The organism is Pseudomonas viridiflava (assembly GCF_001642795.1).
GTDB lineage: Bacteria > Pseudomonadota > Gammaproteobacteria > Pseudomonadales > Pseudomonadaceae > Aquipseudomonas > Aquipseudomonas viridiflava.
The window spans coordinates 130,323-146,281 of the sequence record NZ_LKEH01000035.1 but is presented as its reverse complement, the minus strand read 5'-3'; the positions used below and the strand labels follow the sequence as shown (position 1 = coordinate 146,281).

Genomic DNA, 15,959 nt, shown 5'->3' with positions numbered 1-15,959 from the left:
TGTGACAAAAGGTTTCAAAAAATGCCCCGAATGGGAACGCCACCCATGCGTAAATGACTTTTGATCCCGTCGTCACGATGTGAAATAGTGCCCGCCGTTTTCTTCGCGACCTTTCTGGCGCGCCTGTTTCACGACCAGGTTTGCGTGAACGGGTTTTCGCGGTTCCGTTTCAGTGATTCAGCTTCAGTAACAAAAGGACATTCGTCATGCGTGCTTTTCGACTGACATCTCTGCTGGCCGGCAGTCTGCTGGCGGCCATGGCTTGCGCCACCCAGGCAGTGCCTATCGACATTGATGACGGCCAGCACAAGGTTCACTTGTCCGATGCGCCCAAGCGCGTGGTGGTGCTGGAGTTTTCCTTTCTCGACAGTCTGGCCTCGGTCGGCGTGACGCCCGTAGGCGCCGCCGATGATGGCGATGCCAACCGCGTGCTGCCCAAGGCGCGCAAGGCCGTTGGCGAATGGCAGTCGGTAGGCCTTCGTTCGCAGCCGAATATAGAAGTTATCGCACGCCTCAAGCCGGATCTGATCATTGCCGACCTGGGTCGTCATCAGGCGCTGTACAACGATCTGAAAAGTCTGGCGCCCACGCTGATGCTGCCGTCGCGCGGCGAAGATTATGAAGGGAGCCTGAAATCCGCCGAGCTGATCGGCACTGCGCTGGGCAAAGGCCCGCAGATGCAGGCGCGTATCGCTGAAAACCGCGAGCACCTGAAAGCCGTCGCTGCGCAGATTCCGGCCGACACCAAAGTGCTGTTCGGCGTCGCCCGTGAAGACAGCTTCTCGGTGCATGGCCCGCACTCTTATGCAGGCAGCGTGTTGAAGGCGATCGGTCTGCAGGTGCCGGAAGTGCGCAAGAACGCCGCGCCGACCGAGTTCGTCAGCCTTGAGCAATTACTGGCGCTGGATCCGGGCTGGCTGCTGGTCGGGCACTATCGTCGCCCGAGTCTGGTGGACAACTGGAGCAAGCAGCCGCTGTGGCAGGTACTGAGTGCGGTGCGCAACAAACAGGTCGCCGAAGTGGATGGCGACAGCTGGGCGCGCAATCGCGGGATCATGGCGTCCGAGCAGATTGCCGATGATGCGCTTGCAGTCCTCAAGGGCGGCAAGGCCGTGATCAACCCTTAAATGCGTCGCTGGCTGATGGCGAGCGTGATCGCCGCAGGTTGTCTGGGCCTGTTCTGGATGTCGCTGTTCGCCCTGTCGCCCTTCACCATCCGGCAGATCGACGCCTGGAACGGGCTGTTCACGCTGGGACGCGAGGGCGGCAACATCGCCTACATCGTTGCGCAACTGCGTGTACCGCGAGCCTTGTGCGCGGCGCTGGTCGGCGCCTGCCTCGGCGTGGCCGGAGCCTTGATGCAAGGCATCACCCGCAATCGGCTGGCCTCCCCGTCTCTGTTCGGCGTGACAGCGGGCGCGGCGCTGGGTCTGGCGCTGTTTTCCACAGGGCTGATTGCCCTGCCCTTCCCCGGCGGTGCATTACTGATGACCTGCCTGGGTGGCGCTCTGGCGTGGATTACGGTGTTCAGCCTCGGCGGCGCGTGGTCGCCTGCCACATCGCAAGGCCGACTGGTGCTGGCGGGCGTGGCGGTGGCGGCGTTATGCGCGGCGCTGACCCGCCTGACCGTGATTCTCGTTGAAGCCCAGGCGCAAAGCGTCCTGAACTGGCTGGCCGGGTCGCTGGCCAACGTCGGCGCTGAACAACTGCAATTGCTGTGGCCCTGCACACTGATCGGCGTCGTGCTGGCGATTGTCTGCGCGCCACGCCTGAATCTGATCAACCTTGGCGAGGACGCCGCCCGTTCCCTGGGCGTGCGCATCGGTGCGCTGCGTCTGCTGGTGTTCGTGGTCAGTCTGGTGCTGGTCGGCGCGAGTGTCTGCGCCGTCGGCCCCATTGGTTTTGTCGGCCTGATCGCGCCGAACATTGCCCGCCAGTGGCTGGGCAACGATTACCGCTGGCTGATCCCCGTCAGCGCCGGGCTGGGCGCCGCGATTGTGCTGGCGTCCGACCTGATCAGCCGCGCCGTGGCGTTCCCGGTCGAAACGCCAGCGGGCGTGGTGACGGCATTGATTGGCGCGCCGTTCTTCCTGTTTCTGGCGAGGCGCGCGCTATGAGCCAGCCTCGCTCAAGACTGCTGATCCTGATCGGTCTGTTGCTGCTGGCACTGTTACTGAGCCTGAGTGCGGGCACGGTATGGCTGACGCCGGGCGCGGTGCTCGACCATCTGATCGCTCATGACAGCAAGGACTTCGAAGTCTGGAACCACCGATTGCCGCGAGGTTTGATTGCCATTGTCACCGGCTGTGCGTTCGGTCTGGCCGGTGCCATCGTGCAGGGCGTTATCCGCAACCCGCTGGCCTCGCCGGAAATCCTCGGCGTGACGCAAGGCGCGGGGCTGGCGCTGACCATCGCGATCATCGGCTTTCCACATTTGCCGGTCTCAGCGCTGCCGTTCGTGGCGTGTCTGGGCGGTGCGGGCGGCGCACTGCTGCTGGCGCTGTACAACACCGGCGTGCAGTTCTCCGGTGTGCGCTTCGCACTCTCGGGTGTGGCCATTGCCGTCACGCTGTCGAGCATCACCGAGTTTCTGATCCTGTCCAACCCGCTGGACATCAACACCGCGTTGCTGGCGCTGACCGGCAGCCTGTGGAGCCGCAACTGGCACCACGTGCTGCTGGCCGTGCCGTTGCTGATTCTGATCCCGGTCTCGCTGTTGCTGGCCAAGCCGCTGAACCTGATCGGTCTGGGTGACGAAGCGGCGCAGAGCCTGGGCACCGGTCTTACGCGCACACGCTGGCTGGCGATGGGCAGTGCGGTGCTGCTGACCAGCATGGGCGTCGGGATCATCGGCCCGATCAGTTTCGTCGGGCTGGTCGCGCCGCACATGGCCCGTCGACTGGTCGGCGGTCATCATCAGTTCCTGCTGCCCGCCTCCATGGTGCTGGGCGCATTGCTGCTGGTGCTGGCCGACACGCTCGGTCGCACGCTGATCGCGCCCAGCGAGATCCCGGCCGGGATTCTCACGGCGGTGATCGGCGCTCCATATTTCCTGTGGCTGCTGGCCCGATTCAAAGGTTGATCCCATGAGCATTCTTCAGGCACAGCAACTCGACATCGGCTACGGCGCAACCCGCATCGTGCAGGACCTGTCGTTCAGCCCGCCGCCCGGAAAGGTCACCGCGCTGATCGGCCCCAACGGTTGTGGCAAGTCCACGCTGCTCAAGGCGTTTGCGAGAATTCTCACGCCGCAGGCCGGCAGTCTGAGTCTGGACGGCAAGGCCTACCGCGATCTGTCGGCACGGGATCTGGCCCGCAAGGTGGCGTTCCTGCCGCAGGTATTGCCCATCCCCGAAGGCGTGAGCGTGCGTCAGCTGGTTGCTTATGGCCGCAGTCCGCACAACAGCCTTTGGGGTCGTCTGAGCGGCGCGGATCAGCACAGTGTCGAGCAGGCCTTGCAGCGCATGGAACTGGAGACCCTCGCCGACCGGCCGTTGTCCGACCTGTCCGGCGGGCAACGCCAGCGCGCATGGCTGGCGATGATTCTGGCGCAGGACGCCGCCATCGTGCTGCTCGACGAGCCGACCACCTACCTGGACATCAGCCATCAGGTCGAACTGCTGGACCTGATGCGTGCCCTCAGCGCCGAGGGCAAGACGGTCATCACCGTGTTGCACGATATTAACCAGGCCTGCCGTTACGCTGACCATTTGGCGGTCATGCAGGCCGGACGGCTGGTGGCCAGCGGTACACCCGGTGACGTATTGAACGCCGAACTGGTGTGTCGAGTGTTCGATGTTCAGGTGCAGATCATGCGCGAACCCGTGGCAGGCACGCCCATGTGCATCGTCGAACGCAGCACTCGCTGCACCAGTTAGCGGCGAAGGGCCTGTAACCTGCACCGTCGCGCTGCATATAAACGGGAGTAGAACGGTCTGCAGCGCGTCTGCGTCATAACTTGTCTTTGTGGTCAGCTATTTGCATTGGCGGAGTATCCACTCCAACAAGACTGCAAGGAGCAAGACCCGATGCACCTGACCACCCCACGCCGTCCCCTGAAAAAACTGCTGTGCGCCATGACCGCTGTCGTCGGTCTGGGCGCCAGCCTGCTCGCCTCGGCAGCCGATCCGTTGAAAGTCGGCTTCGTCTACATCGGCCCTATCGGCGACCACGGCTGGACCTATCAGCACGAACAGGGCCGCAAGGCGATGGTCGCGGCGCTGGGCGACAAGGTCAGCAGCAGCTACGTGGAAAACGTGCCGGAAGGTGCCGACGCCGAACGCGTGATCCGCAACATGGCCAAGGGCGGCTATGACCTGATTTTCAGCACCTCCTTCGGCTACATGAACCCGACCCTGAAAGTCGCCAAGCAGTTTCCCAAGGTGAAGTTCGAGCACGCCACCGGCTACAAGCAGGACAAGAACATGGGCACCTACCTGGCCCGCACCTATGAAGGGCGTTACGTTAGTGGTTACATCGCCGCGAAAATGACCAAGACCAAGAAGATCGGTTACGTCGCCTCGTTCCCGATCCCCGAAGTGCTGCGTGACATCGACGCCATCCAGCTGGCGCTGAACAAGTACAACCCCGGCACCGAGATCAAGGTGGTGTGGGTCAACTCCTGGTTCGATCCGGGCAAGGAAGCCGACGCCGCCAACGCGCTGATCGATCAGGGTGTGGACGTGGTTTTCCAACACACCGACAGCCCGGCACCGATCCAGACCGCCGAACGTCGTGGCGTATACGCCGTCGGCTACGCGTCGGACATGGCGCACTTCGGACCCAAAGCTGTCCTGACCTCCATCGTCAACAACTGGGGGCCGCATTACATTCAGGCGGCCGAAGGCGTACTCGCGGGTACCTGGAAACCTCAGGACTACTGGGGCGGCCTGAAGGAAGGCACGGTTGAGCTGCCGATCAGCGACATCGTCCCTGCCGACGTGAAAGCTGAAGCTCAGACGCTCATTGCCAGCATCGAAAGCGGCGAATTCCATCCGTTCACCGGCCCGATCAAGGACCAGACCGGCACTGTGAAGATCCCGGCTGGCGTGGTCGCAACCAACGCCGAGCTGGCGTCGATGAACTACTACGTCGAGGGCATCAAGGCCGAGTTGCCGAAGTAATCTGCCCGAGGGATCGCGTCCATACTCAAAGGGCGCGATCACTTTGAAGACCACCCGATTTCCAGGACCGCTTCATGGATCAGCTTCCCATCATCGATATCGCCCCGCTCTACGGCACGGACACCGAGGCCTGGCAGACCGTTGCCAGCCAGATCGACAGTGCCTGTCGCGAATGGGGTTTCTTCTACATCACGGGACACCCGATCACACCGCAGCGGATCGAGCAGGTGCAATCGGCTGCCCAGCGTTTCTTCGCCCAACCGGCGGCGGAAAAGCTCAGGATCGACATTACCCAAAGCACTCATCATCGCGGCTATGGCGCCATTGCCACCGAGCAACTGGACCCCAGCCTGCCGAGCGATCTGAAAGAAACCTTTGACATGGGCCTGCACATGGATGCCGGGCATCCTGACGTGCTGGCGGGCAAACCGCTGCGCGGACCGAATCGACATCCCGATCTGCCGGGCTGGGAAAGCCTGATGGAACAGCATTACCTGGACATGCAGGCACTGGCGCAAACCCTGCTGCGTGCCATGACCCTGGCACTGGGCATCGAGCGGGACTTCTTCGACAAGCGCTTCAAGGACCCGGTCAGCGTGCTGCGCATGATCCACTACCCGCCGCGTCACACCGCGACCTCGAAAGAACAGCAAGGCGCAGGCGCGCACACCGATTACGGCTGCATCACCCTGTTGCATCAGGACGCTGCGGGCGGTCTGCAAGTGCGCGATGTAAGGGGCGAGTGGATCGACGCGCCGCCCATCGAGGGTACGTTCGTGGTCAACCTTGGCGACATGATGGCGCGCTGGAGCAACGACCGTTACCTGTCCACGCCGCACCGGGTCATCAGCCCGCTGGGTGTCGACCGTTATTCGATGCCGTTTTTCGCCGAACCTCATCCGGACACACGCATCGAATGCCTGCCCGGTTGCCAGAGCGAAAGCCAGCCGGCCCGCTATCCTGTCACTACCTGTGCCGAGTTCCTGTTGTCACGCTTTTCCGACACCTATGCCTATCGTCGAGAGCAGGAGAAAGCGTCTTAGTTGAACGGTCGGTCAGGTTTTACCCAACGCGGCGACGTGCATCTGTAGAATGCCCGCGATCTGCACCTGATGAGAAAAGCACATGTACGACTGGTTGAACGCACTGCCCAAGGCAGAACTGCACCTGCACCTTGAAGGTTCGCTGGAACCCGAGCTGCTGTTTGCCCTGGCCGAGCGCAACAAAATTGCCCTGCCGTGGAACGATGTGGAAGCACTGCGCAAGGCGTACGCTTTCAACAATCTGCAGGAATTTCTCGACCTGTATTACCAGGGCGCGGACGTGCTGCGCACCGAGCAGGATTTTTACGACCTGACCTGGGCCTACCTGCAACGCTGCAAGGCGCAGAATGTGATTCATACCGAACCGTTCTTCGATCCGCAGACCCACACCGACCGTGGCATTGCGTTCGAAGTGGTACTGGCCGGAATCACCGGAGCGCTCAAAGACGGCAAGTCGCAACTGGGCGTCGACAGCGGTCTGATCCTCAGCTTCCTGCGCCACCTGAGCGAAGAAGAAGCCGAGAAAACCCTGACACAGGCACTGCCTTTCCGCGACGCGTTCGTGGCGGTCGGTCTGGACAGCTCGGAAATGGGCCATCCGCCGAGCAAGTTCCAGCGCGTCTTTGATCGCGCCCGCAACGAAGGCTTCCTGACCGTGGCCCACGCTGGCGAAGAAGGCCCGCCGGAGTACATCTGGGAAGCGCTGGACCTGCTGAAAATCGAACGCATCGACCACGGCGTGCGCGCCATCGAAGACGAACGCTTGATGCAGCGCATCATCGACGAACAGATCCCGCTGACCGTCTGCCCGCTGTCCAACACCAAACTCTGCGTGTTCGACGACATGGCTCAACACAACATCCTCGACATGCTGGAGCGCGGTGTGAAGGTCACGGTGAACTCGGACGACCCGGCCTACTTCGGCGGCTACGTCACCGAAAACTTCCACGCCCTGTACACCCATCTGGGCATGACCGAAGACCAGGCCAAACGCCTTGCGCAGAACAGCCTGGATGCACGGCTGGTGAAGCCGTAAATCCGGATTACTTCCTGCGTCCACAGCCTCGACACTGATCGTGCCCATGCTCCGCGTGGGCATGCATCCCGTGACGCTCCGCGTCACAAATGGCACAGACTGTGGACTCAGTGAGCCGAGCGCATGATGTGGATAACGCCAGAGCCTGGGCACACGTCTGCGCCACATTCGAGAGCGGACGCGGAGCGTCCTGGGAGGCATTCCCACGCAGAGCGTAGGAACGATCATCGTATTCCTCCAGGAGGACTTGTGTATGACGATGAGCACAGCCCTGGGGTTCAACACCTACCACGGTTCGGTGTTCGCCGCGTAACTCATGCCGCGGATGCAATCTTGCTGATTTCCCGCTGCCCACTCGATGATACCTGCAAGGTGCAGGATTCTTCAGTCGTGCGCAGCCAGCCCATCTGGATGAACAGTTGCAGCAGCCCTGCGCCCAGCGCACCACCCAGGTGCGGGCTGCGTTCGCTCCAGTTGGCGCAGGCGCAAACGGTTTCACGCTTGCGCTGGGCGAGCGCCGGAATGTAGATACCGCGTTCGGCGAATTTGGCGATGCCCTTGCTCGTGACCTCGAGGCGCTTTTCCTGCTGCTCTATCCACCCGGCACCCAGCAGACGCTGATAAAGCTCGGCCGCCATTTCGCCGCCCAAATGGTCGCAACAGATGCGCGCACGACGCAATGGCAAGGGAGGCATGGGCTGAGCCACACTTCGGCTGATCTGGTCGGCACTGACCAGCGATGCACTGGCCAGCGCCTCGACCGCCGCACCGACCTCGGGCGCCGCCAGGCGAAAAAAGCGCTTGCGACCCCGCGCCTCCTGCTTCAACAGACCGCCGCTGGCCAGACGCGCCAGATGCGCGCCAGCCGAAGAGGTCGAGAGACCCGCCAACAGTGCCAGCTCATCGGCGGGGCGAGCAGTACCATCCATCAAAGCCCAAATCATTGCGCTGCGCTTGGGGTCGGCCAGCAATGTCGCAATCTGGCTGATGCAAGGTGCATATTCCATGTGTTCACTCCCTGTTGAAACATTCATCTAGTGCGATGACATATTGACAGCAATCACGCCTCAGTAAAGTTGAACGCGCATCCAACTTGAAATGACAAGTATAAACTCTGCACCCCATAAGCCGATTGACTAAAACACTTGTAGTCCCGGCCGCAGTCATGTGCGGGAGAGTTACACTCGACCCTACCTGCACGATTGCGGGCCTCACACAAAGCCGCACGCTGCCGAAAGACCGCCATATACAAGGGCTTCAGGCATACAGCGAGATCAGGCATATTTTATACGGGCAAAGATCCAGACGAAAAAGCGGCAGATAGGGACGATAGGCATCGAATTGAAAAATGCAGAAAGCAAAAGAACTTTGCATAGTGGGACTGCATTTAAACATTATATTTTCCGAAACTTCCGTAGGCTTATTCTTCTACCTTTGTAGCCCTATAAACCCTGAACAGTTCTTATTGGCTTACAGCATGTTGCCTGCACCGCGTACGAAGCATTTCCAGAAGCAGATTGACCGGTTTGCTCAGTTGCGCGCGATGCGCGCACAACAGATTCAAGGGCGCCAGTTCGCCCAATAAATGCGGCATTACTACCTGCAGGCGCCCGGCCCTGACGTCGGCGGCGACGTCCAGCCAGGACTTGTACGCCACACCCTCCCCGGCCACCGCCCAGCGACGCACCACATCAGCGTCGTCGCTGAACCGATTGCCCTTCACCGTCAGGCTTATTTCCCGCTTGCCGTCCTCGAAGGTCCATCGGTCATGAACCCGATCGCCGAGCATGTACAGCAGGCAGTTGTGCTGGGCCAGTTGTTCGATGTGTTGCGGCTGGCCATGACGCTTCAGGTAATCGGGAGCCGCGCACAGAACGCGTCGGTTACCTGGCAGCACGGACAATGCGACCAGCGTCGAATCTTCCGGCTCGCCATAACGCAGGGCCACATCCACGGGCTGGCGAAACAGATCGGCAATACGGTCTCCCAGTAGCAGCCGCACGGTCAGTTGTGGATGTTGCTGCTGAAACGCATCCAGCCAGGGCAACAGCACATTACGCCCAAGGTCCGAAGGCGCCGAGAGCTGCAAAACGCCTTCACAGCGATCCTGACTACTGGCCAGCAAACGCTGCCCTTCCTCAAGGCTGCCCAGCGCAGCACGGGCATATTCGAGGAAGCCCTCACCTTCTGCCGTAAGGCGCAGACTGCGGGTCGAGCGCGCCAACAGGCGAGCGCCCACCTGCTGCTCGACCCGCTTGAGCGCCGCACTGGCCACGGCCGCCGACATGTCCATGACCCGCGCCGCCGCAGACAGGCTGCCCAGATCAGCGGCCCGAACGAACAATTGCAAGTCATCGAAACGCAGCATTAAAGCGCCTTATTATCAAAAATATATTGAAAGAGCCTGCCGTTGTAGCGGGTTTTATCTTTCCGGGAAATAGCCAATGATCCATTCATCACTTTCTCAACCGAGGACCCGTCATGAAAGCTGTCGCTTATTACCAGTCGCTGCCTGTCAGCAACCCTGATTCCCTGCAGAACATCGAACTGCCCGAGCCGGTTGCCGGTGCGCGAGATCTGTTGGTCGAGGTCAAGGCAATCTCAGTCAATCCGGTGGACACCAAGATCCGCCAGAACGTCTCGCCCGAGAACGGAGAGGCCAAAGTGCTGGGCTGGGACGTCGCCGGTGTGGTCAAGGCCGTCGGCAGCGATGTCACGCTGTTCCAGCCGGGCGACAAGGTTTACTACGCAGGCTCGTTGATCCGTCCAGGCGCCAACAGCGAGCTGCACGTGGTGGATGAGCGCATCGTTGGCCACATGCCAAAATCGCTGAGCTTTGCTCACGCCGCGGCCCTGCCGCTCACGGCCATCACCGCTTGGGAGCTACTGTTCGAGCGCCTGCAAATCGTGCAGGGCAAGGGCGAAAGCGGGCAGAGTCTGCTGATCGTCGGCGCAGCGGGTGGTGTGGGTTCGATCCTGACTCAGCTGGCGCGGCAGTTGACCGCGCTGAAAGTCATCGGCACCGCGTCACGCGCCGAGACCGAAAGCTGGGTGCGTGAGCTGGGTGCCCATGAAGTGCTGGATCACAGCAAGCCGCTGAGCGAAGAGCTCAAGCGCGTCGGCATCCAGGCTGTCACGCACGTCGCCAGCCTGACCCAGACCGAACAGCACCTTGATCAACTGGTCGAAGCGCTCCAGCCGCAGGGCAAGCTGGGCCTGATCGACGATCCCAAGGCGCTGGATGTCTCCAAGCTCAAGCGCAAGAGCCTGTCGCTGCACTGGGAGTTCATGTACACCCGTTCGATGTTCGAAACCGACGACATCATCGAGCAGCACAACCTGCTCAATCGCGTGGCGGAACTGGTGGATGCCGGGACGCTGAAGACCACGTTCGGCGAACACTTCGGCACCATCAATGCTGAAAACCTGCGTCGCGCCCACGAACTGCTGGAAAGCGGCAAGGCCAAGGGCAAGATCGTGCTGGAAGGGTTCTGAAGCAACAGCGTTCGGCGTTGTGTCAGTCATCGCGACAGACACAACGCCTTACTTGATCAGGCTGACGCGACCTGCGCGTCACGCCTGGCCTGCAAGCGACGCGTGTACACCGAAGCGCCAACCGACAGCACGCCGCACAAGCTGATGACCAGCGCCATCGGCGTCGAAGTGCCGTCATGCAGCACCCCCACCAGACTCGCGGCAGCCGCCGCCACACTGAACTGCAGACAACCCAGCAAGGCCGATGCACTGCCCGCCCGCGCCCACTGGCCGTTCATGGCACAGGCCGAAGCATTGGGAATGATGCAGCCCAGACTCGCGACACAGATGAACAACGGCACCAGCAGCGGCCAGAGCGCCTCGGTGCGCAACCCGGTAATACCGAGCAGCACCAGACCTGCAGCCAGATAGATCCATACCGTGCGTGTCAGCAGGAACGCCGGGCCGGTCTTGCGCAAAATGCGTGCGTTGATCTGTGCAACCGCAATAAATCCCGCCGCGTTCATCCCGAACAGCCAGCCGTAGTGCTCGGCCGGAACTCCGTACAGCTTGATGAACACGAATGGCGAACCGGCCACATAAGCGAACATGCCCGCCATGGCGATGCCGCCCGTGAGCGCATGACCAATGAAGACCCGGTCGGTCAGCAGCCGTCCGTATTGCCGCAAGGCGCCACGCAGCGGCTGGCGGGGCGTGGTGGCAGGCATGCTTTCCGGTAGACCCAGCGCAACGGCCGTCAGGCACAACGCACTGAAGAGTGTCAGGCTAACGAAGATCGACTGCCAGCCAAAGGCATTGACCAGTATCCCGCCGAGCATCGGCGCCAGAATCGGTGCCAGGCCCATGACCAGCATCAGTTGCGAAAACACCTTGGCCGATTCGACGGCATTGCACTTGTCGCTGACGATCGCCCGCGACAACACCATCCCCGCGCAGCCGCCCAGCGCCTGCACGAAGCGGGCAGCAATCAGCCATTCAAGGCTTGGCGCGAAGGCACAGGCCACCGAGGCCAGCGTGAACAGGCTGACGCCCACCAGCATGGGAATGCGCCGCCCGAAACGGTCGGCCACCGGCCCGTAGGCCAGTTGACCCAGCGACAGGCCGAGGAAATACGCTGCCAGGGTCAATTGGACGTGTTTTTCATCAGTGGCGAAGTACGACGCCATGGCCGGGAAGCCAGGCAGATAGAAGTCGATGGCCAACGGGCCAAAAGCGCTCAGTGCGCCAAGTATCAGGATTGTGCGTAAATTCATCGGGCTTCCATAGCGATGCAGAGCAGCCGATTAGTTTAACCGGCTTACCCTGCAGAGGATGGAATGCGGGCAAATTAATTCAAGATTTTTCTGCTCGTTACTGCTCACATCTGTTGGTTCGAGCAAACCGTGTTACTGCATCTTCGACATCGCGCTGTCGAGAAGCAAACACCAGACTGTAGGAGGCGGCTGCTGGCGATCTGCCGGGAACCGGCAGCAGAACGGACACACGCGATGCGTCAGATGCAATCCGGGGACGCTGCGCAGCCCATCGCTGCCGTCGTAACCTCCGAGAGCTCCCACGCCCTCCGGGCAGAAGCAGATGTACGTACATTCCAGTGACAAGGGTCAGGCCAGTTGCGCCTGATAACCCTCTTCACCCATCAGCCTGATGATGTGTTCGGCACTCAACGTGCTCTCTACCTTGACCTCTTTGCTGGCCAGCTCGACCTGTACCTCGGCGGTCGGATCGTCATGCTTGATGGCCTGGGTGACAGCCCGTACACAGTGCCCGCAGGTCATGCCCTGGACAGTGAACAATTGTATGTGATGCTCCTCTGAGAGTGAATGACAGGCATCTTCAACCTTGTCATCGTGGCAAGGTCAAGTTTTTGTATTGTCTGCCGGGCTGGCGTTCGGCGTTGCCGTGAGCCAAGCTCCATCATCGACGTTTACATCAGGAGTATCAGCAATGCGCTGGTCAGCAGTCAGCCTCTTCAGCATTCTCGGTCTGGTCGCCGCCGCACCCGCCGTTCAGGCCGCCCAGGATTACGGCATTCTGATCATCTCGCGGGAGCGTCTGGAAGTGGCGACCTCCTGTGAGATCGGTATCTACATTCAGGATCAACTGGCCGGGCGACTGTTCCAGGAAGATTCGGTGTCTTTCAACCTGCCGGCCGGCCCGGTGTCTGTGCGCCTGCGTACGCTGCCCGGCAAGATCGTGGGCTGTGAACCGGGATTGGAAGCGCCGACCAACACCACTATCCAGATGCACGCCGGGGACATCCTCAAGTACCGCATCGCGACCAGCCTCAAAGGCATGTACCTCAAGAAAGCCGACCTCAACTATTGATTCGCGCTTGACCTTGCCCATGTGGCAAGGTTGATCCTTGCAGGCACACAGCCTCAGGGAGTGAAAAAGATGCAAGACACCCTCACCTTCGACCTGCCCATCAGCGGCATGACCTGCGCCAGTTGCGCAGGTCGGGTCGAGCGTGCCCTGGCCAAGGTGCCGGGGGTCAACAGCGTGACGGTCAACCTGGCCAACGAACGCGCCCACGTGCAGGTCCAGCCCCAGACCGATCCACAAACCCTCATCAACGCAGTCAGCCACGCCGGCTACAGCGCGACTCTGTTGCAGGACGAGCGCGTCGAAGCCGACCGCAAGGCTGACACGCTGCATCGCGAACGCCGGGCGTTGCTGCTGGCGATTCTGCTCGCAGTGCCATTGGTCGTGCCAATGCTGCTGTCGCCGCTGGGCGTGCACTGGATGCTGCCCGCCTGGGCGCAGGCTGCACTGGCCACACCGGTGCAGTTCATTCTCGGTGCGCGCTTTTACGTGGCCGCCTGGAAAGCCGTCAGGTCGGGCGCAGGCAACATGGATTTGCTGGTCGCCATTGGCACCAGCGCAGGTTACGGCCTGAGCCTCTATCAATGGCTGACCGCTGCGCCGGGCACCGCGCCGCACCTGTATTTCGAAGCCTCGGCCGTGGTCATCGCGCTGGTGCTGCTGGGCAAGTACCTGGAGAGCCGCGCCAAACGCCAGACCGCCAGCGCGATTCGTGCCCTTGAAGCTCTGCGACCGGACCGGGCCTTGCGGGTAGTGGACGGCATCGAGCAGGAGGTCGCCATCAGCGAGCTGCAATTGGGCGACCGGGTGCTGGTCAAACCGGGAGAGCGTTTCCCGGTGGATGGCGATGTCATCGAAGGCCACAGCCACGCTGACGAAGCCCTGATCACTGGCGAAAGCCTGCCAGTGGCCAAAGAGCCCGGCGACCGGGTTACTGGCGGGGCCATCAATGCCGAAGGTCGGTTGCTGGTCAGGACCACGGCGCTGGGCTCGGAAACGGTTCTGGCGCGCATCATTCGTCTGGTCGAAGACGCCCAGACCGGCAAGGCACCGATTCAGCGGCTGGTGGACCGGGTCAGCCAGGTATTCGTACCGGTCGTGCTGCTGATCGCCTTTATCACCCTCGCAGGCTGGCTGTTGGCGGATGCTTCGCTGGAAGTGGCCTTGATCAATGCGGTCACCGTGCTGGTGATCGCCTGCCCCTGTGCGCTGGGTCTGGCAACACCGACCGCGATCATGGCGGGCACCGGTGTCGCGGCGCGCCACGGCATTCTGATCAAGGACGCCGAGGCGCTGGAGCGTGCCCACGAGGTCACGGCCGTGGTCTTCGACAAGACCGGTACGCTGACCTCCGGTACGCCCCGGATCACCAACATGATTGCGCTGGAAGGCAATGAGGAACAGTTGCTGCAACGGGCGGGTGCCTTGCAGCGTGGCAGCGAGCATCCCTTGGCCAAAGCGGTACTGGATGTCTGTCACGAATGGCAGTTGAAGCTGGACGAGATCGAGAACAGTCATGCACTGAGCGGACGGGGCATCGCAGGCACGGTGCAGGGCCACGAACTGGTGCTGGGCAATCGACGTCTGCTGGAGGAAAGCGGCCTGCCGATGGGCGATCTGGCGGAATCGGCGCGCATCTGGGAGGCTGAAGGGCGGACGCTGTCCTGGCTGATCGAACGGGCGCCCGATCCGCACGTCATCGGCCTGTTTGCATTCGGGGACTCGCTCAAGCCGGGCACGGACGAGGCCGTGCGTGAGCTCAATGCCCGCGGCATCACCAGCCACCTGCTGACGGGCGACAATCGCGGCAGCGCCCAGGTGGTCGCCAAAGCGCTGGGCATTCACGACGTCCACGCCGAAGTCCTGCCTGCCGACAAATCGGCAACCGTTATGCAGTTGAAAAGCCATAACGTGGTGGCGATGGTCGGTGACGGCATCAACGATGCGCCCGCGCTGGCCGCCGCCGATATCGGCATTGCGATGGGCAGCGGCACCGACGTCGCCATGCAGGCCGCAGGTATCACGTTGATGCGCGGCGACCCCCGTCTTGTGCCTGCTGCGCTGGACATCAGCCGCCGCACCTACGCCAAGATCCGACAGAACCTGTTTTGGGCCTTTGTCTACAACCTGATCGGTATTCCCCTGGCAGCGTTCGGCTATCTCAACCCGGTGCTCGCCGGGGCGGCCATGGCGTTGTCCAGCGTGAGCGTGGTGAGCAATGCCCTGCTGCTCAAGACCTGGAAACCCAAAGACCCGGGAGACACGCCATGAACATCGGCCAAGCGGCAAGCAAAAGCGGCCTCAGCGCCAAGATGATCCGTTATTACGAATCCATCGGCCTGCTGCAGGCGGCGCATCGCAGCGACAGCGGCTATCGGATTTACAGCCCGGAAGACCTGCACACCCTGGCCTTCATCAAGCGCTCGCGGGATCTGGGGTTTTCACTGGAAGAAGTCGGCAAGCTGCTGACCTTGTGGCAGGACCGCCAGCGCGCCAGCGCCGACGTCAAAGCCCTCGCCCGCCAGCACATCGTCGAGCTGAACCGCAAGATCGACGAACTGGCCGGTCTGCGCGACACGCTTCAGGATCTGGTGGAACACTGCCAGGGCAACGACCGCCCCGACTGCCCGATCCTCAAGGACCTGGCGTCGGGCGGGTGTTGTTCATGAGGTGATGCGGAGCGTNATCGTTCCTACGCTCCGCGTGGGAATGCCGCTCAGGACGCTCCGCGTCCGCTCTTGAATGTGGCGCAGATGTGTGCCCAAACTCCAGCGTTTTCCACGTCATGCGCTCGGCTCACTGAATCCGCAATCCGTGCCATTTGTGACGCGTAGCGTCACAGGATGCATGGCCACGCGGAGCACTCATCGTTATACACAAGTCATCTGGCTATCCGGAGAGACAGCGGCACTGATGTGCTTTTGTACCANGAACACCGCA

Annotated in this window: 15 protein-coding genes; 11 read left to right on the top strand and 4 right to left on the bottom strand. The window is 61.7% G+C overall.

The features are described from left to right. Positions 1-206 precede the first annotated feature (206 nt). The 7 genes from AO065_RS20125 (at position 207) to AO065_RS20095 (ending at position 7,202) form a co-directional block, all read left to right on the top strand. Positions 207-1,127, top strand: coding sequence for a Fe(3+) dicitrate ABC transporter substrate-binding protein (locus tag AO065_RS20125; RefSeq protein ID WP_054540883.1), 921 nt, complete (start codon positions 207-209; stop codon positions 1,125-1,127). After that, complete coding sequence (gene fecC / locus AO065_RS20120) at positions 1,128-2,117, top strand: iron-dicitrate ABC transporter permease FecC (protein WP_043305179.1); 990 nt, start codon at positions 1,128-1,130, stop codon at positions 2,115-2,117. Then, positions 2,114-3,082: an iron chelate uptake ABC transporter family permease subunit gene (locus AO065_RS20115; RefSeq protein ID WP_043305180.1), complete on the top strand. Its 969-nt coding sequence runs from the start codon at positions 2,114-2,116 to the stop codon at positions 3,080-3,082. The genes fecC and AO065_RS20115 overlap by 4 nt, the downstream gene beginning before the upstream one ends. A 4-nt stretch (positions 3,083-3,086) precedes the next feature. Further along, positions 3,087-3,878, top strand: a complete 792-nt coding sequence (fecE, locus tag AO065_RS20110) for a Fe(3+) dicitrate ABC transporter ATP-binding protein FecE (RefSeq protein ID WP_029243531.1) — start codon at positions 3,087-3,089, stop codon at positions 3,876-3,878. Positions 3,879-4,028: 150 nt separating this feature from the next. Further along, positions 4,029-5,123 (top strand): BMP family ABC transporter substrate-binding protein, encoded by a 1,095-nt coding sequence (locus AO065_RS20105; RefSeq protein WP_054540882.1) that lies wholly within the window; start codon positions 4,029-4,031, stop codon positions 5,121-5,123. 74 nt (positions 5,124-5,197) lie between these two features. Then, complete coding sequence (locus tag AO065_RS20100) at positions 5,198-6,166, top strand: isopenicillin N synthase family dioxygenase (RefSeq protein WP_054540881.1); 969 nt, start codon at positions 5,198-5,200, stop codon at positions 6,164-6,166. Positions 6,167-6,248: 82 nt separating this feature from the next. Then, on the top strand, positions 6,249-7,202 hold the full coding sequence (locus AO065_RS20095) for an adenosine deaminase (protein WP_025995915.1): 954 nt from the start codon (positions 6,249-6,251) through the stop codon (positions 7,200-7,202). Between the two features lie 314 nt (positions 7,203-7,516). On the opposite strand, the gene AO065_RS20090 is transcribed toward AO065_RS20095, so the two are convergent. Together AO065_RS20090 and AO065_RS20085 are read right to left on the bottom strand one after the other, a co-directional pair. Further along, positions 7,517-8,209 (bottom strand): ArsR/SmtB family transcription factor, encoded by a 693-nt coding sequence (locus AO065_RS20090; RefSeq protein ID WP_054540910.1) that lies wholly within the window; start codon positions 8,207-8,209, stop codon positions 7,517-7,519. 455 nt (positions 8,210-8,664) lie between these two features. After that, complete coding sequence (locus AO065_RS20085) at positions 8,665-9,570, bottom strand: LysR family transcriptional regulator (RefSeq protein WP_043305181.1); 906 nt, start codon at positions 9,568-9,570, stop codon at positions 8,665-8,667. 113 nt (positions 9,571-9,683) lie between these two features. On the opposite strand from AO065_RS20085, the gene AO065_RS20080 reads away from it, so the two are divergent. Then, on the top strand, positions 9,684-10,697 hold the full coding sequence (locus AO065_RS20080; RefSeq protein ID WP_054540911.1) for a zinc-binding alcohol dehydrogenase family protein: 1,014 nt from the start codon (positions 9,684-9,686) through the stop codon (positions 10,695-10,697). A gap of 56 nt (positions 10,698-10,753) precedes the next feature. Here the strand turns inward: AO065_RS20080 and AO065_RS20075 are convergent, their stop codons facing one another. Then, complete coding sequence (locus AO065_RS20075; RefSeq protein WP_054540912.1) at positions 10,754-11,950, bottom strand: multidrug effflux MFS transporter; 1,197 nt, start codon at positions 11,948-11,950, stop codon at positions 10,754-10,756. Between the two features lie 348 nt (positions 11,951-12,298). Beyond that, positions 12,299-12,496 carry a heavy-metal-associated domain-containing protein gene (locus AO065_RS20070; RefSeq protein WP_054540913.1) on the bottom strand — a complete coding sequence of 66 codons (198 nt, stop codon included), beginning with the start codon at positions 12,494-12,496 and terminating at the stop codon, positions 12,299-12,301. A gap of 145 nt (positions 12,497-12,641) precedes the next feature. Here AO065_RS20070 and AO065_RS20065 point away from each other — a divergent pair, with 145 nt between their 5' ends. The 3 genes from AO065_RS20065 to cueR all read left to right on the top strand — a co-directional run bounded on the left by AO065_RS20065 (position 12,642) and on the right by cueR (position 15,688). Then, the gene (locus AO065_RS20065; RefSeq protein ID WP_025995921.1) at positions 12,642-13,022 is read left to right on the top strand and encodes a hypothetical protein; all 381 of its coding nucleotides are present in this window, start codon (positions 12,642-12,644) and stop codon (positions 13,020-13,022) included. Positions 13,023-13,091: 69 nt separating this feature from the next. Continuing rightward, positions 13,092-15,290, top strand: coding sequence for a heavy metal translocating P-type ATPase (locus AO065_RS20060; protein ID WP_054540914.1), 2,199 nt, complete (start codon positions 13,092-13,094; stop codon positions 15,288-15,290). Next, positions 15,287-15,688, top strand: a complete 402-nt coding sequence (gene cueR / locus AO065_RS20055) for a Cu(I)-responsive transcriptional regulator (protein WP_029243974.1) — start codon at positions 15,287-15,289, stop codon at positions 15,686-15,688. The genes AO065_RS20060 and cueR overlap by 4 nt, the downstream gene beginning before the upstream one ends. Positions 15,689-15,959: the final 271 nt, after the last annotated feature.

Coding starts and splice junctions, on each gene's coding strand:
- AO065_RS20075 (WP_054540912.1), bottom strand. CDS start 11,950: ATGAATTTACGCACAATCCTGATACTTGGCGCACTGAGCGCTTTTGGC.
- cueR (WP_029243974.1), top strand. CDS start 15,287: ATGAACATCGGCCAAGCGGCAAGCAAAAGCGGCCTCAGCGCCAAGATG.
- AO065_RS20060 (WP_054540914.1), top strand. CDS start 13,092: ATGCAAGACACCCTCACCTTCGACCTGCCCATCAGCGGCATGACCTGC.
- AO065_RS20115 (WP_043305180.1), top strand. CDS start 2,114: ATGAGCCAGCCTCGCTCAAGACTGCTGATCCTGATCGGTCTGTTGCTG.
- AO065_RS20090 (WP_054540910.1), bottom strand. CDS start 8,209: ATGGAATATGCACCTTGCATCAGCCAGATTGCGACATTGCTGGCCGAC.
- AO065_RS20100 (WP_054540881.1), top strand. CDS start 5,198: ATGGATCAGCTTCCCATCATCGATATCGCCCCGCTCTACGGCACGGAC.
- AO065_RS20095 (WP_025995915.1), top strand. CDS start 6,249: ATGTACGACTGGTTGAACGCACTGCCCAAGGCAGAACTGCACCTGCAC.
- fecC (WP_043305179.1), top strand. CDS start 1,128: ATGCGTCGCTGGCTGATGGCGAGCGTGATCGCCGCAGGTTGTCTGGGC.
- AO065_RS20065 (WP_025995921.1), top strand. CDS start 12,642: ATGCGCTGGTCAGCAGTCAGCCTCTTCAGCATTCTCGGTCTGGTCGCC.
- fecE (WP_029243531.1), top strand. CDS start 3,087: ATGAGCATTCTTCAGGCACAGCAACTCGACATCGGCTACGGCGCAACC.
- AO065_RS20105 (WP_054540882.1), top strand. CDS start 4,029: ATGCACCTGACCACCCCACGCCGTCCCCTGAAAAAACTGCTGTGCGCC.
- AO065_RS20080 (WP_054540911.1), top strand. CDS start 9,684: ATGAAAGCTGTCGCTTATTACCAGTCGCTGCCTGTCAGCAACCCTGAT.
- AO065_RS20085 (WP_043305181.1), bottom strand. CDS start 9,570: ATGCTGCGTTTCGATGACTTGCAATTGTTCGTTCGGGCCGCTGATCTG.
- AO065_RS20125 (WP_054540883.1), top strand. CDS start 207: ATGCGTGCTTTTCGACTGACATCTCTGCTGGCCGGCAGTCTGCTGGCG.